Origin of the sequence: Pseudomonas sp. HPB0071 (assembly GCF_000478505.2) — a bacterium.
Lineage (GTDB): Bacteria > Pseudomonadota > Gammaproteobacteria > Pseudomonadales > Pseudomonadaceae > Chryseomonas > Chryseomonas luteola.
Genome location: NZ_KI517368.1, coordinates 210,410 through 223,758 on the forward strand (window position 1 = coordinate 210,410; position 13,349 = coordinate 223,758).

At 52.3% G+C, this 13,349-nt stretch carries 13 protein-coding genes; 4 read left to right on the forward strand and 9 right to left on the reverse strand.

Annotated elements, in window-relative coordinates:
* Positions 1–242 precede the first annotated feature (242 nt).
* The 7 genes from HMPREF1487_RS20625 to HMPREF1487_RS26395 form a co-directional block, all read right to left on the reverse strand.
* Positions 243–443 carry a hypothetical protein gene (locus tag HMPREF1487_RS20625; protein WP_010798668.1) on the reverse strand — a complete coding sequence of 67 codons (201 nt, stop codon included), beginning with the start codon at positions 441–443 and terminating at the stop codon, positions 243–245.
* Between the two features lie 238 nt (positions 444–681).
* Complete coding sequence (locus HMPREF1487_RS27410; protein WP_010798669.1) at positions 682–822, reverse strand: hypothetical protein; 141 nt, start codon at positions 820–822, stop codon at positions 682–684.
* A gap of 88 nt (positions 823–910) precedes the next feature.
* The gene (locus HMPREF1487_RS26390; RefSeq protein ID WP_010798670.1) at positions 911–1,474 is read right to left on the reverse strand and encodes a hypothetical protein; all 564 of its coding nucleotides are present in this window, start codon (positions 1,472–1,474) and stop codon (positions 911–913) included.
* A gap of 91 nt (positions 1,475–1,565) precedes the next feature.
* Entirely contained in the window at positions 1,566–2,006 is a 441-nt protein-coding gene (locus HMPREF1487_RS28495) for an HNH endonuclease (protein ID WP_371106399.1), read from the reverse strand.
* Complete coding sequence (locus HMPREF1487_RS28045) at positions 1,985–2,305, reverse strand: hypothetical protein (RefSeq protein WP_010798671.1); 321 nt, start codon at positions 2,303–2,305, stop codon at positions 1,985–1,987. Before HMPREF1487_RS28045 ends, HMPREF1487_RS28495 begins: the two co-directional genes overlap by 22 nt.
* Before the next feature lie 101 nt (positions 2,306–2,406).
* Positions 2,407–2,781, reverse strand: a complete 375-nt coding sequence (locus tag HMPREF1487_RS27415) for a hypothetical protein (RefSeq protein ID WP_010798672.1) — start codon at positions 2,779–2,781, stop codon at positions 2,407–2,409.
* Positions 2,782–3,717: 936 nt separating this feature from the next.
* On the reverse strand, positions 3,718–4,101 hold the full coding sequence (locus tag HMPREF1487_RS26395; RefSeq protein ID WP_125912945.1) for a hypothetical protein: 384 nt from the start codon (positions 4,099–4,101) through the stop codon (positions 3,718–3,720).
* A 606-nt stretch (positions 4,102–4,707) separates the two neighbouring features.
* Between HMPREF1487_RS26395 and HMPREF1487_RS20650 the strand changes: the two genes are divergently transcribed.
* From HMPREF1487_RS20650 to HMPREF1487_RS20660, 3 genes are read left to right on the forward strand one after another with little or no spacing between them, the layout of a single operon-like run.
* Positions 4,708–5,859, forward strand: coding sequence for an efflux RND transporter periplasmic adaptor subunit (locus tag HMPREF1487_RS20650; RefSeq protein ID WP_010798674.1), 1,152 nt, complete (start codon positions 4,708–4,710; stop codon positions 5,857–5,859).
* Between the two features lie 3 nt (positions 5,860–5,862).
* Positions 5,863–8,997 (forward strand): efflux RND transporter permease subunit, encoded by a 3,135-nt coding sequence (locus tag HMPREF1487_RS20655; protein WP_010798675.1) that lies wholly within the window; start codon positions 5,863–5,865, stop codon positions 8,995–8,997.
* Positions 8,997–10,385 carry an efflux transporter outer membrane subunit gene (locus tag HMPREF1487_RS20660; protein WP_010798676.1) on the forward strand — a complete coding sequence of 463 codons (1,389 nt, stop codon included), beginning with the start codon at positions 8,997–8,999 and terminating at the stop codon, positions 10,383–10,385. The genes HMPREF1487_RS20655 and HMPREF1487_RS20660 overlap by 1 nt, the downstream gene beginning before the upstream one ends.
* Before the next feature lie 38 nt (positions 10,386–10,423).
* Here HMPREF1487_RS20660 and HMPREF1487_RS20665 read toward each other — a convergent pair whose 3' ends face one another.
* Entirely contained in the window at positions 10,424–11,092 is a 669-nt protein-coding gene (locus HMPREF1487_RS20665) for a response regulator (protein ID WP_037031082.1), read from the reverse strand.
* The gene (locus HMPREF1487_RS26400; RefSeq protein WP_125912946.1) at positions 11,092–12,555 is read right to left on the reverse strand and encodes a HAMP domain-containing sensor histidine kinase; all 1,464 of its coding nucleotides are present in this window, start codon (positions 12,553–12,555) and stop codon (positions 11,092–11,094) included. The genes HMPREF1487_RS20665 and HMPREF1487_RS26400 overlap by 1 nt, the downstream gene beginning before the upstream one ends.
* A 183-nt stretch (positions 12,556–12,738) precedes the next feature.
* Between HMPREF1487_RS26400 and HMPREF1487_RS20675 the strand changes: the two genes are divergently transcribed.
* Entirely contained in the window at positions 12,739–13,257 is a 519-nt protein-coding gene (locus HMPREF1487_RS20675; protein WP_010798679.1) for an STN domain-containing protein, read from the forward strand.
* The last annotated feature ends 92 nt before the right edge of the window (positions 13,258–13,349 follow it).

Sequence of the window (13,349 nt, forward strand, 5' to 3'; positions counted from 1 at the left end):
TTCGCGCTGTCAAACCTATGGATGGCGCGCCGACATTTGCTGACTACCGCAGGAGAGGTACGCCTGTAATGCGGGAAATGGCTGCTGCGAGGTGCTCGCGGCGGCCAAAAACGGAGAACTGAGCGGGTTACCTGGTCGATTTTGATCGACGGCCCGCTTTCAAAAGCAGCGAGGGCTGAAGTCGACCGGAAATACAGGGCTACTTCAGACCTTCCCTAGCCAATATGATTTGGAAAAAGAAACTACTGGCGGCGCCCCAAACGAAACGCAAAAATATCTAGCATTTCACTATTAGTCCCACGACGCTGAAATAGCAATGTTTCATTGTTTGACTTGCCCAGCGGGCGAAAGTTACTGGATTCGAGGACTTCAAAAATTTCTCGGTATCTCTGTCCGCCAAAACCGCTGACGAACTTTCCCACCATTTTCTCAGTTTCAGTCACGATTCCTCCTTGCGTCTAACGTTTGGCTAAGGGCCGGGCTTTAGCCCGTCCCAGTGAGCGTAGCGAGCGGTTTGAACCATTTGTTATAAGTCACATTTAGTTAACTATTGTTTTACGAAACCCATTAATTGAATTTTGTATTTAATCTTTCGTATCTAGCTTTTGCCATCGCCTTAAGTTCATCAGGCTGGTAGTTCAAAGGCGAGTAAACTCCCTCTGAAAACTCAAAGAAATACAGTTAGTAGACCTCATACCCTTTCTCTTTTATGAAGTCGCAGAATTCTTTATCTTTTGGCCTCAAGAAAACATCGCACCAAAATGGCAATCCTTCGTCCAAATATGCTTTTGCCTCCCTAAATGCTTCCTCAAAATCGTCCATAAGTGTAGATCCTTGTGACTTATAACGTTTGGTTAAGGGGCCGTCCCAGCGAGCGGAGCGAGCGATTTGAACCAGTTGTTAGAAGGCGTTAGCTCATGCTGCCAACCAGCTTTGATGCGGCTCTGGTGTAAAAATATATTGGGTTGCCCTTAGAGTTGTAGTTTTGCACAAGCAAGCCCAAACCAACCATTAGAGCAAGGTCATCTCTAAAAAAACGAGATTCCTTACAGATGTAATTTGGTCCTGGGCTTAGAACTAGCCTTTGGTCGCGGCTGCCCAGTTCATTTGACAAAAGAAAGAACTCTGTATGATGCTCTTCCATTAAGGCTAGTAGCTCCAGCGCTTGCTCGGATATTGACTCTTTCGCATATGCTAAAGCTAGCTCTTCTACGCCGTTAGAGCGGCTTGCGAGTATTGCTATTCTGTTTGAGATATCGTCCAGCTTTTTATGGACGTCATCAAGGCCTTTGTTTAATAAAGCTTTGATGCTTACCGTGGTAGCGTGGTTGCTTTCGATTGAAGCACGTATTTCTTCATGGTTATGCTCGGTTAACCATGCAAGAAAGTCAGATACGGCCGCCTGCTCTGATGCCTGTCGGCCTGAGGAAAAAGCAGACAACAACCCTACAATTGTTGCGAACTCTGCGATCATACTTTTGCCTTCTAACGATTAAGCTAACAGGCGAGTAAAAGCGTAGCTTTTGCAAGTCCAGTGAGCGGAGCGAACGGTGTTGAGCGACTTGTTATGTTTCATTGCTAATGAGATTTTTCAGCTGGGCGATGGTGAGCCATGGCCTTGAGCGGTGCAGTATCCTATGGCAGTTTGAGCACACCATCGCTATGTCTGATATTTTGGTTTTCTGGGCTGGAAGCATTTCGCTAACTGGAATTGTATGGTGAGCCTCAATGAAGTTGAAACCTCTTTGGCCATAGGCCTTTTCGAAGTCGAAATTGCAAGCTTCACAAAAAAGACGCTTATTTTTTCTTTTAAAATGCTCTTTTGCTTGCGAGATTAACGCTGAGTTTCGCTCTCGTGCGAGATGTCTTCGCTCAACAATTTTCCCTTCAGGAAAGCCTTCTGACGAAGTTTCATGGCTTTTAAAGTCTGATTCTTCAAGATCCAGGGTCCAGAATTTTCTTTTCTTGTTGTAAGGCGTGGAGCCTAGGCTTTCGCAGTATTCAATATATTTTGATCTAGATCGCTGTTTTCGACTAGTTTTCCAAGAAGCTTGGAAATTGCAGGGGTGGTGTCTCTTCCGTTGCCTGCGTCTTCGCTGTGAGATTGTATTGAGTTGTTGGTATAGCCAATATAACGGCTAGGGGCGAAGCGCAGTTCTTGACCAACTTTGTATGCAATAAGACACTTTCCCTTTCTTATTAAATCCGAGCAGTAAAGCTGTTCATCGTCTGTGCCTTCGCACAAATAATCCTCGAATAGTCGGAGATTTTCTATAATCTCATCTTGTGCTGTTACGACGACCATGTTTCGACCTCAAGATGGGACATAACGTTTGGTTAAGGGGCGGGCTTTAGCCCGTCCCAGTGAGCGAAGCGAACGGTTTGAACCAGTTGTTAGCCGAGCTCTCATGTGTCGCCGGAAATAACATGGATGATTAAGTTAAGTGAGCCATCGTTCAGCAATGGTGGGTAGTTTTGATCTGAGTGAGTAAGGGAAAACAGAGAGCCTGGCTGTGTGTCGGATGGCATTGAGAAATAGGTGTAGAGACGATTTTTTACAGAATCGGAGTACGTGATATGAATTTCCGAACCTTCAATTTTTATAGCAGCGAGCTGGCCATGGCACTTGGTGTTCAGTGAGGAAAATAAGGAATGTGTAGTGCAAAGCTCAAAGAATGCTGATGCGCCGTGTCTACCTTTATGAATTGACCTAGCGACTGCATTGAGTTCTGCTGTCTTACCGTGAAGATGCAGTTCCTTATTTTTCAACTCCGCGAACATGATTGCTCTCTGGCTGTAGATTTTAACGTCTTTGGCGGCTAACGCTTGGTTAAGGGGCCGGCTTTAGCCGGTCCCAGTGAGCGAAGCGAGCGGCTTGAACCGCTAGTTAGGTTGCCTTGCTACGGTCTGAGTAGTAGAAGCCTAAAACTGTACCTATGAGTGTGCCGGAAAAGGCTAACACTTCGCTAAAGTATGGGCTTTTTAGCACCGCACTTAAAAACACACCAAACATTAGAAGAAAAACCACCATAAAGCCTAATATCGCTGGCATGCGCTTATTAATTCTCTCGGTTCGGGGTTCTGCTTGTCCGATACCGCCACAGACACCACATGGAAGCCCAGCGAACTCTTTGCCTTTCAACTCATGTTCTTTTACGCAAACAGCACAAGAAGATTCGTTAGTGCCGTTTTTGCAAGTTCCTACGCCAGAGCAGTGAGCGCAGGGATATAGGTTAGATTTGATCTGGTGCATATTCCCTTTGCAACCTAACGTTTGGTTAAGGGGCGCCCGCAAGCGTGGCTTGCGGGCGCCCAGAGTGAGCGAAGCGAACGAACTTGAACCGTTTGTTAGGCTTCATTGCACGCCTCGCTTTGAACCTATGTGTTTTGCCATTGTGTCTATTAAGAAGAACGCAGAAATAGGTAGCGATAGCCAAAATAGGATTGGGCTCCAGAACATGCTGAAACCTAACCAAGGCAGAAGATCAAAGCCGCCTACAGAGCACGGGGCCAAATATTTGATGTTTCCCTGGCAGCCGAAGTGATGATAGGAGAAAACTCCTAGCTTCCAGAGTGCAAAGAGAATGACTGATGGTATTGCTGAAACGATGTATTTGGACATCCATGTCATTTTGATACCTAACGTTTGGTTAAGGGGCCGGCTTTAGCCGGTCCCAGTGAGCGAAGCGAACGATTTGAACCACTAGTTAGGGGAGGCTAAAGGCCGGGGTAATGACCTTCATCATCCACCAAGTACACCTGATTTAAATACCAGCGACCCTGTGCTTTGACTAAATGATACTCATAAATTGGCGAGTAGTAGGGCTTGGGAAACTCGGTGCGAACAATGGCGTTATCACCATTTATTGCGCTTGAGATTATATTTTCTTTCTGTGGATCGTGAGCTGGCTCGGATCCATATGCTATCGGTTCCCCCTTAAATCCAGGGAGAGTATATTTACTCAGCAGTTTTTTATACGACTCTTCTGCTAGCTCCATGGCTTTGATTGATGCGTGCGCAGAGTCTACTTTTAGTGCGTGATTATTCCATGACAAATAATCGGCTTGGAACGATTTAACTAAACTCTCTGGAGTATCCATTCCACTTGCATTTTGGCTCAGCGAGAATAGGCCCAGAACAAAGGGGATTAGCCTTTTCATGTGATCCCTAACTATTATTAGGCGTCGAGTGACGGATAACACGCTGGACGCGTCTGACGCATAACCTTCCCTGTTATTTCTATTTTCCTTTCTAAAACGGGCCTTTCCAAGGAGCAGTGACGGTATAAGCACGTTATACATCATGCTCAGGGCGGCACGGCTGCGGGAGCAAATTGAGCCCAGACATTACTCGATTCGCATGGGGCGCGTCTATTACAGGTAGGTTTAATTTTCAAGCAAAAGAAACGAGATTCAGTTCATACTCCTTCGCTTACACAGATGCTTATGCCAACGCTCCATGTCATAAACATGCAGCATCTAAAGCCACTATTTGGCTTTTTCCAGCTTGGCTCACAGCCCCAGTAGGGATATCAAACAGCCGCTCGCCTATAGGTAAGTCATGCCTACTGCGGTGTGAACCGTCTTTTAAAAAGCCTGAGGACAGACTTAAGGCGGAGGGCAAATCATCCATAAGGCGGGTGTCTCCCCTCTTCTCAGCCGCTACCTTGGCGCACATTTTTAGTTTGGAAAAGTGTGCGTCTACACATGAAATCGAAAGCCTTTCTGTATCTGGCTGTGCTGTGGCTAGCCGCCTGCAAACCTGAAGCGCCTGCCCATGCACCTGCAGCACCGCCGGTTGAGGTGGCGGTGGTAACGCTGAAGTCACAACCTGTCCCCTTGGTTGCCGAGCTTAACGGCAGAACCGTTGCCCATATGGAGGCTGAGGTTCGTCCACAGGTGTCAGGCATCATTACACAGCGCACCTTTGAAGAAGGAACACTCGTCAAGGCCGGGCAGGTTCTCTACCGAATCGAACAGGCACCCTACCGTGCCTCGCTAAACCAAGCCAAGGCCTCGCTGGCTAATGCTCAGGCCACGTTGCAGGCCGCCAAGCTTAAAGCCGAACGCTACAACGACTTGATCAAGATTGAAGCCGTCTCCCAACAGGAGGCTGACGATGCCAAGGCCAGCTATCAGCAAGCTCTGGCTACCATTGCCGAGCGCAAGGCGGCGGTTGAGTCTGCACAGATCGACCTGAACTTCACGCAGATTACGGCGCCTATTGCTGGGCGGATCAGCAAGAGCAGCATCACGCCGGGTGCTCTGGTAACAGCCAATCAGGAGACCGCGTTGGCAGTTATCCGTACGCTGGACCCTATCTATGTGGACATCACTCAATCCAGCGCCGCGCTGCTCAGGCTCAAGAAGGCCTTGGGCAATGGCGTCGCCGCGGGCAGCACTGATGTCAGCCTTCGCTTGGAGGACGGCTCGCTCTATCAACATTCGGGAGTGTTGAAATTTGCAGAGGTTGCCGTGGATCAGGAGACCGGCTCTGTCACGCTTCGCGCACTTTTCCCTAACGCTGAAGGGCTTCTTCTGCCCGGCATGTATGTGAGAGCCCTCTTGCAAGAGGCCGTTGCGCCTCAGGGACTCCTTGCGCCTCAACGAGGCATTACCCGAGATGCAAAAGGCAATGGCATGGCCCTGGTTGTAAACGCCAACAACACGGTTGAAGCACGTGAAGTGGTTACAACCCAGGCTATTGGTAGCAGTTGGCTGATTCAAAGCGGATTGGCGGAAGGCGATCGCCTCATCGTTGAAGGCACCGGCAAGGTCAAGGCGGGGGCGACGGTACATGCGGTTGAATTCAAACCGGCAGGTTCCGGTGAGGCTCGCGCCACGCAGCAGGGACAGTAACCGATGTTTGCACATTTCTTTATCAAGCGACCGGTCTTCGCCTGGGTCATCAGTATAGTCATCATGCTTTTTGGCGTCCTGGCAATACGTACTCTACCTATCGCTCAATACCCGGATGTGGCTCCCCCAGCCATTTCAGTCAGCGCCTCCTACTCCGGCGCCTCGGCCGAGACCATGGAGAACAGCGTTACGCAAATCCTTGAACAGCAACTCAAGGGGCTGCATGGCCTTCAATCATTTTCCGCCAGCAGCAGCTCCACAGGACGAACCAGTATCACGGTGACCTTCAACCAGGGCATTGATCCCGATAACGCTCAGATCCAGGTCCAGAACAAGGTCCAGCAGGCGCTTACGCGTCTTCCCTCCGAGGTGCAGCGGCAAGGCGTCTCGGTGACCAAGGCGCAGAATGATTTCCTGCTCATCATGGCCCTGTACGACGACACGGATCGCTCATCCTCTACGGATATTTCCGACTACATGGCCAGTAACCTGCAGGACCCTATCTCACGGGTTGCTGGTGTAGGCGATGTGCAAATATTCGGCTCTGAATATGCCATGCGCATATGGCTTGATCCTTCGAAGCTGGCCACCTATGGATTGATGCCCTCTGACATCACTGCCGCTATGCAGGCACAGAACACTCAGGTTTCTGCTGGGCAGATTGGCGGATTGCCTTCTCCACCGGATCAGGAGCTCAACGCCACCGTCACCGCACAATCGCGACTGCGTACACCCCAGCAGTTCCGGGACATCATCTTGAAGAGCGATTCGTCAGGCGCGCATGTGCATTTGGGCGATGTGGCTCGGGTGGAGCTGGGCAGTGAGAGTTACGGCATTGTCACTCGCTTGAACGGCCATGCTGCTGCAGGACTTGCAGTGAAGCTTGCACCTGGAAGCAATGCACTTTCTACAGCCGAAGGCGTAAAGGCGCTGGCACAGGAGCTGTCCAGTAACTTTCCTGAAGGCTACCACCTGGAATTCCCGCTCGACAGCACGGAATTTATCAAGCTTTCAGTTCATGAGGTCATCAAGACACTCTTCGAGGCCATTGCCCTTGTCGTCGTGGTGATGTTCATTTTCCTGCAGAGCTGGCGCGCAACCCTTATCCCGGCGATTTCCGTTCCGGTGGTGCTGTTGGGCACATTCGGCGTGCTATGGATTGCAGGATATTCCATCAATACGCTCACCCTGTTTGGCGTGGTGCTGTCCATTGGCCTTCTGGTAGACGACACTATTGTGGTGGTGGAAAACGTTGAGCGCTTGATGACGGAGCGCAAGCTGTCTGCCCTTGACGCCACCATGGAGTCAATGACGGAGATCAACAGTGCGTTGATCGGGATTGCCATGGTGCTGTCTGCCGTTTTTCTACCCATGGCTTTCTTTGGCGGGTCGACAGGGGTTATCTATCGGCAGTTTTCCATCACTATCGTAGCGTCTATGGTGCTGTCGGTGTTCATTGCACTGACCCTCACACCCGCCCTGTGCGCAACATTGCTCAAGCCAGCCGAGCATCGGGCGCACTCTGGTTTCTTTGGCTGGTTCAACCGCACCTTCAACAAGAACCTCAACCGCTATGAGCATGGAGTAACGGGCGTACTCAAACGCCCGGTACGGTTCATGCTCATTTATGGATGCCTGGGCGCCGTACTGGTCGTGCTGTATATGCGTTTACCCAGCGGCTTTCTGCCTACCGAAGACCAGGGCTCGAACATGGTGCAGTTTACCTTGCCGGTCGGAGCCTCCCAGAAGCGCAGTCTGGAGGTTGGCAAGACCATTGAGCGCCACTATCTGGAAACCGAAAAGGACAACACCAAAGCAATTTTTACCATTGTCGGATTTGGCTTTGGCGGAAGCGGCCAGAATACGGGCCTTGCGTTTGTTGCCCTTAAAGATTGGAGCGAGCGCACCGATGAGAAAGACCGAGCCGATAGTATTTCCAATCGCGCCATGGCCACCTTTTACCGTTCCCGCGATGCGCAGATCTACGCCCTGACGCCACCTGCGATCCAGGGCCTGGGCCAATCGTCTGGCTTCACGTTCCAGCTACAGGCATCAGCTACAACGGACCGTGCTCAGCTCCTGGGCTTTCGTAATCAGCTGTTAGGGCTGGCCGCAGCAGAGCCGTCCCTGGCAGCCGTTCGCCCAAGCGGCCTGGAAGAAACTCCACAGCTCAAAATCGACATTGATCAGTCCAAGGCGGTTTCCAGTGGGCTGGCGCTAAGCGATATCAACTCGACGTTAAGTGCCGCCTGGGGCAGCACCTATATCAATGACTTTATCGACCGGGGTCGCGTCAAGCGAGTGTACATGCAGGGTGATGCCCCGTTTCGCTCTCAGCCTGATGATTTGTACCAGTGGTACGTGCGTGGTCAGTCCAACGCGATGACACCTTTCTCGGCCTTTGCCACTACGCATTGGGAGCGCGGTCCGGACAACCTTGAACGCTTTAACGGCCTTGCCTCATACGCGATTCAGGGTCAGGGTGCTCCGGGTGTCAGCTCGGGTGAAGCCATGGACACCATGGAACATTTGGCCAACCAGTTGCCCCAGGGGACGACCTTTGCCTGGAGCGATCTGTCCTATCAGGAGCGCGAATCCAGCGGGCAGACCATTCGCCTTTATGCCCTTTCCATTCTGATTGTCTTTCTCTGTCTGGCGGCCCTGTATAACAGCTGGTCGATTCCCTTCTCGGTGCTCATGGTCATTCCGCTGGGTATTGTCGGCACTATCCTCGCAGCTACCTTGCGAGGGCTGGAAAACGATGTGTTTTTCCAGGTTGCGCTCATTACCACCATTGGCTTGGCCGCCAAGAATGCCATTCTGATTGTTGAGTTTGCCGAGGCGGCCGAGCAGCGTGGGCTTTCTATCTGGAATGCGGCGCTTGAAGGTGCTCGCTTGAGACTTCGCCCGATCGTTATGACCTCGCTGGCCTTCATGGCAGGTGTGCTGCCTCTGGCCGTTGCTACCGGTGCAGGTGCCAACAGCCGCATCTCCATTGGCACCGGCATCATTGGCGGTACGCTCACCGCAACAGTGCTTGCAATCTTTTTCGTACCGCTGTTCTTTGTGCTCGTCCGCGGCCTCGCTATCCGCTTCCAGAAGAGTAAGACCCCATCCACTTCGCAGGAGACACCGTGATGGGCCTGAGATCTTTAGCGCTGCTCATGCCGATGGCTCTGCTTGGCTGCACTCTTGCTCCTACTTATGAGCGCCCTGCCGCCCCGGTTCCTTCAACGTGGCCGCAGGGAACTGGCCACACGCCCTCTGTGCAAGCCTTTGTGCCAACCACTTGGGAAGCGCTTGTGCTGGATGCCGATCTACGATCCGTTATAACGCTTGCGCTAGCCAATAACCGGGACTTGCGCAAAGCGGCGGCCAATATCGAGTCGGCTCGGGCGCAATATCGCTTGCAGCGCTCCGAACTCTGGCCCCATTTAAACGCCAGCGCCAATGCTTCACGTTCACTCACTCAGGTTGAGACACTTGGCCAAAAACAGACCGTCTATAGCAAAAGCGTTTCGGCAAGCGTTGGGCTTAGCGCCTATGAGCTGGATTTGTTTGGACGCGTGCGGAGCCTGTCCGAATCAGCGCAGCAGAGTTTGCTGGCTACAGAGGAGGCTTCCCGCGCCACCTATATCAGTCTGATCGCGGAAACAGCCAATGCCTACCTGACGCTCGCGTCTGACCGGGCGCAACTGAGGATCTCGGAGGAAACGCTGGAAAGCGCGGATCGCACGGTCAGTCTGATCCAGGGTCGGCTCTCGGCAGGCATCGCCTCCCGCGTAGACTTGCGACAGGCCCAGACGATCTATGAACAGGCACGCGCGGATGTTGCCAATTACCGGACGCTTGTTGCTCAGGACCGCAATGCACTGGAACTGTTAGTCGGGCAGACACTGGATGATGCGGTGCTACCCCAACCATTGGCAGCAGATAAACCATTGTTTGCAGAGATCTCGCCTGGACTGTCTTCCGATGTCCTGCTCAGGCGCCCGGATGTGCTTCAGGCGGAACATAACCTGTTGGCAGCCAATGCCAATATCGGCGCTGCTCGGGCAGCATTCTTTCCACAGCTGAGCCTTACTTCCTCTGTAGGCTTGAGCAGTAACGAGCTGTCATCGCTGTTTTCAAGCGCCAACAAGGTCTGGTCGTTCATGCCCTCTGTTAGCATCCCGATCTTCACCGGTGGCGCCAACACAGCCAACCTGAACTACAGCAAGGCCCAGCGGGACTATTACGTCGCTGACTATGAGCAAAGCATCCAGACCGCTTTTCGTGAAGTGGCTGACGCGCTGGCCAGGCGCGGCACACTAGAGGAGCAACTTTCTGCGCAGACAGCTCTTTTGGAAGCAGCCAGCGAAAGCTACCAGCTCTCGGATGCACGTTATAGACGGGGTATTGATACCTTCCTGAATGCGCTCGATGCGCAACGTACGCTCTACAACGCCCAGAAATCGCTGATCAATGCACGTCAAATCGCGGAGGAAAACCGCATCGAGTTGTACAGAGTGTTGGGTGGTATCTGATAAACAAAGGCCCGGCCGAATACCGGGCTGGGCCTTTACTAGACTGCTCTTTCAGGACCATGATGCGTCATCAATCCTTGCTTCCAGGCGAAGGCAACGGCTTCTGTACGATCAGCCAAGTCGAGTTTGGAGAGCAGGCTGCTAATATGGGACTTCACTGTTTTCTCACTAATATTCAGTGCAGTAGCAATGCGCACGTTACTGCCCCCTGAAGCAAGCTCGCGAAGCACATCAAGTTCACGCTCGGTCAGTTCCTTGAAGGGATCAACCTTGGGCTCGCGAATTCCCCTGACCACCTTGAGAAGCTTCGAGGCGATAAAGGGATGAATAATGACCTCACCTCGCGCGATCCGGCGGATCATATCAATCAACTCATCACCCAGCATCGTCTTGATCAGAAAGGACTGAGCGCCTGCCTCGATGGCAGCAAAGGCCAACTCATCTTCTTCGGTAGAACTCAGGACAGCTATCTGGCTACCCGGACTTACCTCCAGCAGTCGCTTGATGGTTTCCACACCGCTCAACCCTGGCATCATCAAATCCAGCAAGACAAGCTCAGGCTTGGACGCCTGAGCGAGCTCAATCGCTGTCTGCCCATCTCCCGCCTCGCCTATCACATCGAACTCGCCGGTAATGTCGAGCAGACTGCGGATACCCTGTCTGACAATGGCATGGTCATCAACCAGCAACACGGTGGTTTTCATCATTACCCTTCTGTGGGCTTAAAGGAGACTTCAACGGTGGTTCCCTGGCCGGGCTCGCTGTGAATATCAATACGCCCTTCCAAAAGCCAATGGGCTCTTTGACGCATATTGCCCAGACCCATTCCCGAGCTGGTGTGCCCTGGATGAAAGCCTTGACCATCGTCCTCGATTTTAAGAACAAACCGCTCTCCCTGACGAACGAGGGATATCCATAGATGCGAGGCGTTGGCATGTCGAAGTGTGTTGGTTGCCCCTTCGCTGGCAATCAGGAGCAGCTCAGTTGCAACCGCATCTTCTTCCTGTAGCCGGTGCATCACCTCTTCTTGAATATCGACAGACCACTCAATGGTGCTGCCTTCAAGGAGGTTTGCCAGATTCTGCTTCAAGGCGCTATCCAGACCTAGCTCAGCCACCGTAGGCGCCGAGAGGCGATGGATGACATCGCGCATGTCTCGTTGAAGATGCTCAACAAGCTTGAGTGATGAGTTGGCCAGCTTGCTCTGCTCGGGATGGGTACTGCACAGGCGGCGTAAGAGGCTGAGCTGCAGCCCTAGGGCGAAGCACCGCTGCTTTGCGGTATCGTGCAGTTCGCGGGCCAACCGACTGCGCTCATCCTGGGCAGCAATAGCCTGCTTGACCTCAATCACGCCTGCCACCGCATCAGCCATATGATCGAATCGCTGGGCCAGCCGGCCAAATTCATCATGTCCCTCATCGTTGATACGCATATCGAGTTGGCCCTGAGCCCAGGTATTGGCTACCTGCTCGGCATGACGAATTCTATTTAGCAGGAAGAAAGCCAGCAGCAGGGCCGTGCAGCAATTGCTGATCAGCATGTAGGGCCAAAGCCAACCGAACTGACGGCTCGTATCCGCCCAGAAGGCCTTCCATGGATCAAACCCCTCCATACCCAGAACAAGCCTATCCGCCTCTTGTGGTAGCTGAGCAACCGCCGTGCTAAACCAGATATCACTGGTCGTACGCGGCTCATCGCTTTCAACCTTGATACTTTTACCCTGGCGGCTAACTGTCTGCAGTCTGGCTTGAAGCGGCTCCGTTAATTTGGCGGGGTAATGACATTGCAACCCCTGCTCATTGCGATACAGCGCTGCAAGACGCCCTTCCCCAAGAGACTGGCTAAAACTATTACCAGCCTTGCCTGTTAATACACCAGAATCAAAGACACGATGGACCAATAATTCAAGCAGTGCCTGGCAGCGTTCAGGCGTAGCGGCGGCTTGCAGCAGCTCAGCCACCACCCTGCCCTCTACCGCAACACGGTCGTGCAATTTATCTTCACTTAGCGCCTCTTTAAGCTCAACCTGACTGTTCCAGGTACCGAAGCCGATGATTGCAACTGTAGAAGAACCAGAGATCACGAACAGACTGACAAAAAACTTGATGAACAGTCCGCCCAGCCATCGCTTGGGCGTGAATAACAAGGCGAGCCTGGAGAGAGTAAGCAAGGAGGGCGTGAATCCTGATCATCGGGTTATATGATCATTTTGCCATGAACCCTTCGGCAACGCCTGCGGCCTATCAGCTGCATCGTGAAGATTGGAGAATCTCCTCGCGTTAAGACGTCAAGCTTTGCCTTTGGGTATGGAAATAGGCAAGACTCCATTTTTCTATCTACTGCGTAGGAAACCATGAAGATTTTCCTGTCCAGATTAATGATTCTTGGCTTAGCGTGCCAAGTTGCTCAGGCGGCCTGCCAGCGAGAGGCCACTGATTTTAATTATCCGTCTCAGCGTTTGGAGGAAGCATTACAGCGGCTGGCTCATAGTACCGGTTGCCCTGTCACGGTGGACCTTACCCCTTTCGCAGACCGGAAGGTGCCTGCACTGCATGGCCGCTATACGCCTGAAGAAGCGCTCTGGCAGCTAATAAAAGGAACAGGACTCGAAGGTTACCCTACGGCTGATGGGCTGGAAGCGAATACCCAGGAACAGGATGCCGTCGGGGCCAAGGCACAGGCTGTACGTAGCCTTATCAATACCCAAAAAGGCTCGATTACCAAGGCTAAACAGCAGCATTACGAACAGCAAATCAAGGAAGTGGAAACCAACGCAGCAGCCCTGGCTCGCCAGCAAGGCTTCATCAGTGCCGGGGAGCGCAGCTCGTTTCATCGCAGCCTGGACGAGATGCTCAACGAACTGAAGCGCTAGGTCATCAAGCCTATCCAGGTCGCTTTGAGAGCAGGCGGCTGACTTCTATTTCAGACGCCTGCGGCCCTATAGGGAGAGAAGGCTGCTTAGGA

Coding starts and splice junctions, on each gene's coding strand:
- HMPREF1487_RS20655 (WP_010798675.1), top strand. CDS start 5,863: ATGTTTGCACATTTCTTTATCAAGCGACCGGTCTTCGCCTGGGTCATC.
- HMPREF1487_RS20660 (WP_010798676.1), top strand. CDS start 8,997: ATGGGCCTGAGATCTTTAGCGCTGCTCATGCCGATGGCTCTGCTTGGC.
- HMPREF1487_RS26395 (WP_125912945.1), bottom strand. CDS start 4,101: ATGGATACTCCAGAGAGTTTAGTTAAATCGTTCCAAGCCGATTATTTG.
- HMPREF1487_RS27410 (WP_010798669.1), bottom strand. CDS start 822: ATGGACGATTTTGAGGAAGCATTTAGGGAGGCAAAAGCATATTTGGAC.
- HMPREF1487_RS20675 (WP_010798679.1), top strand. CDS start 12,739: ATGAAGATTTTCCTGTCCAGATTAATGATTCTTGGCTTAGCGTGCCAA.
- HMPREF1487_RS26390 (WP_010798670.1), bottom strand. CDS start 1,474: ATGATCGCAGAGTTCGCAACAATTGTAGGGTTGTTGTCTGCTTTTTCC.
- HMPREF1487_RS20665 (WP_037031082.1), bottom strand. CDS start 11,092: ATGATGAAAACCACCGTGTTGCTGGTTGATGACCATGCCATTGTCAGA.
- HMPREF1487_RS27415 (WP_010798672.1), bottom strand. CDS start 2,781: ATGTTCGCGGAGTTGAAAAATAAGGAACTGCATCTTCACGGTAAGACA.
- HMPREF1487_RS20650 (WP_010798674.1), top strand. CDS start 4,708: ATGAAATCGAAAGCCTTTCTGTATCTGGCTGTGCTGTGGCTAGCCGCC.
- HMPREF1487_RS28045 (WP_010798671.1), bottom strand. CDS start 2,305: ATGGTCGTCGTAACAGCACAAGATGAGATTATAGAAAATCTCCGACTA.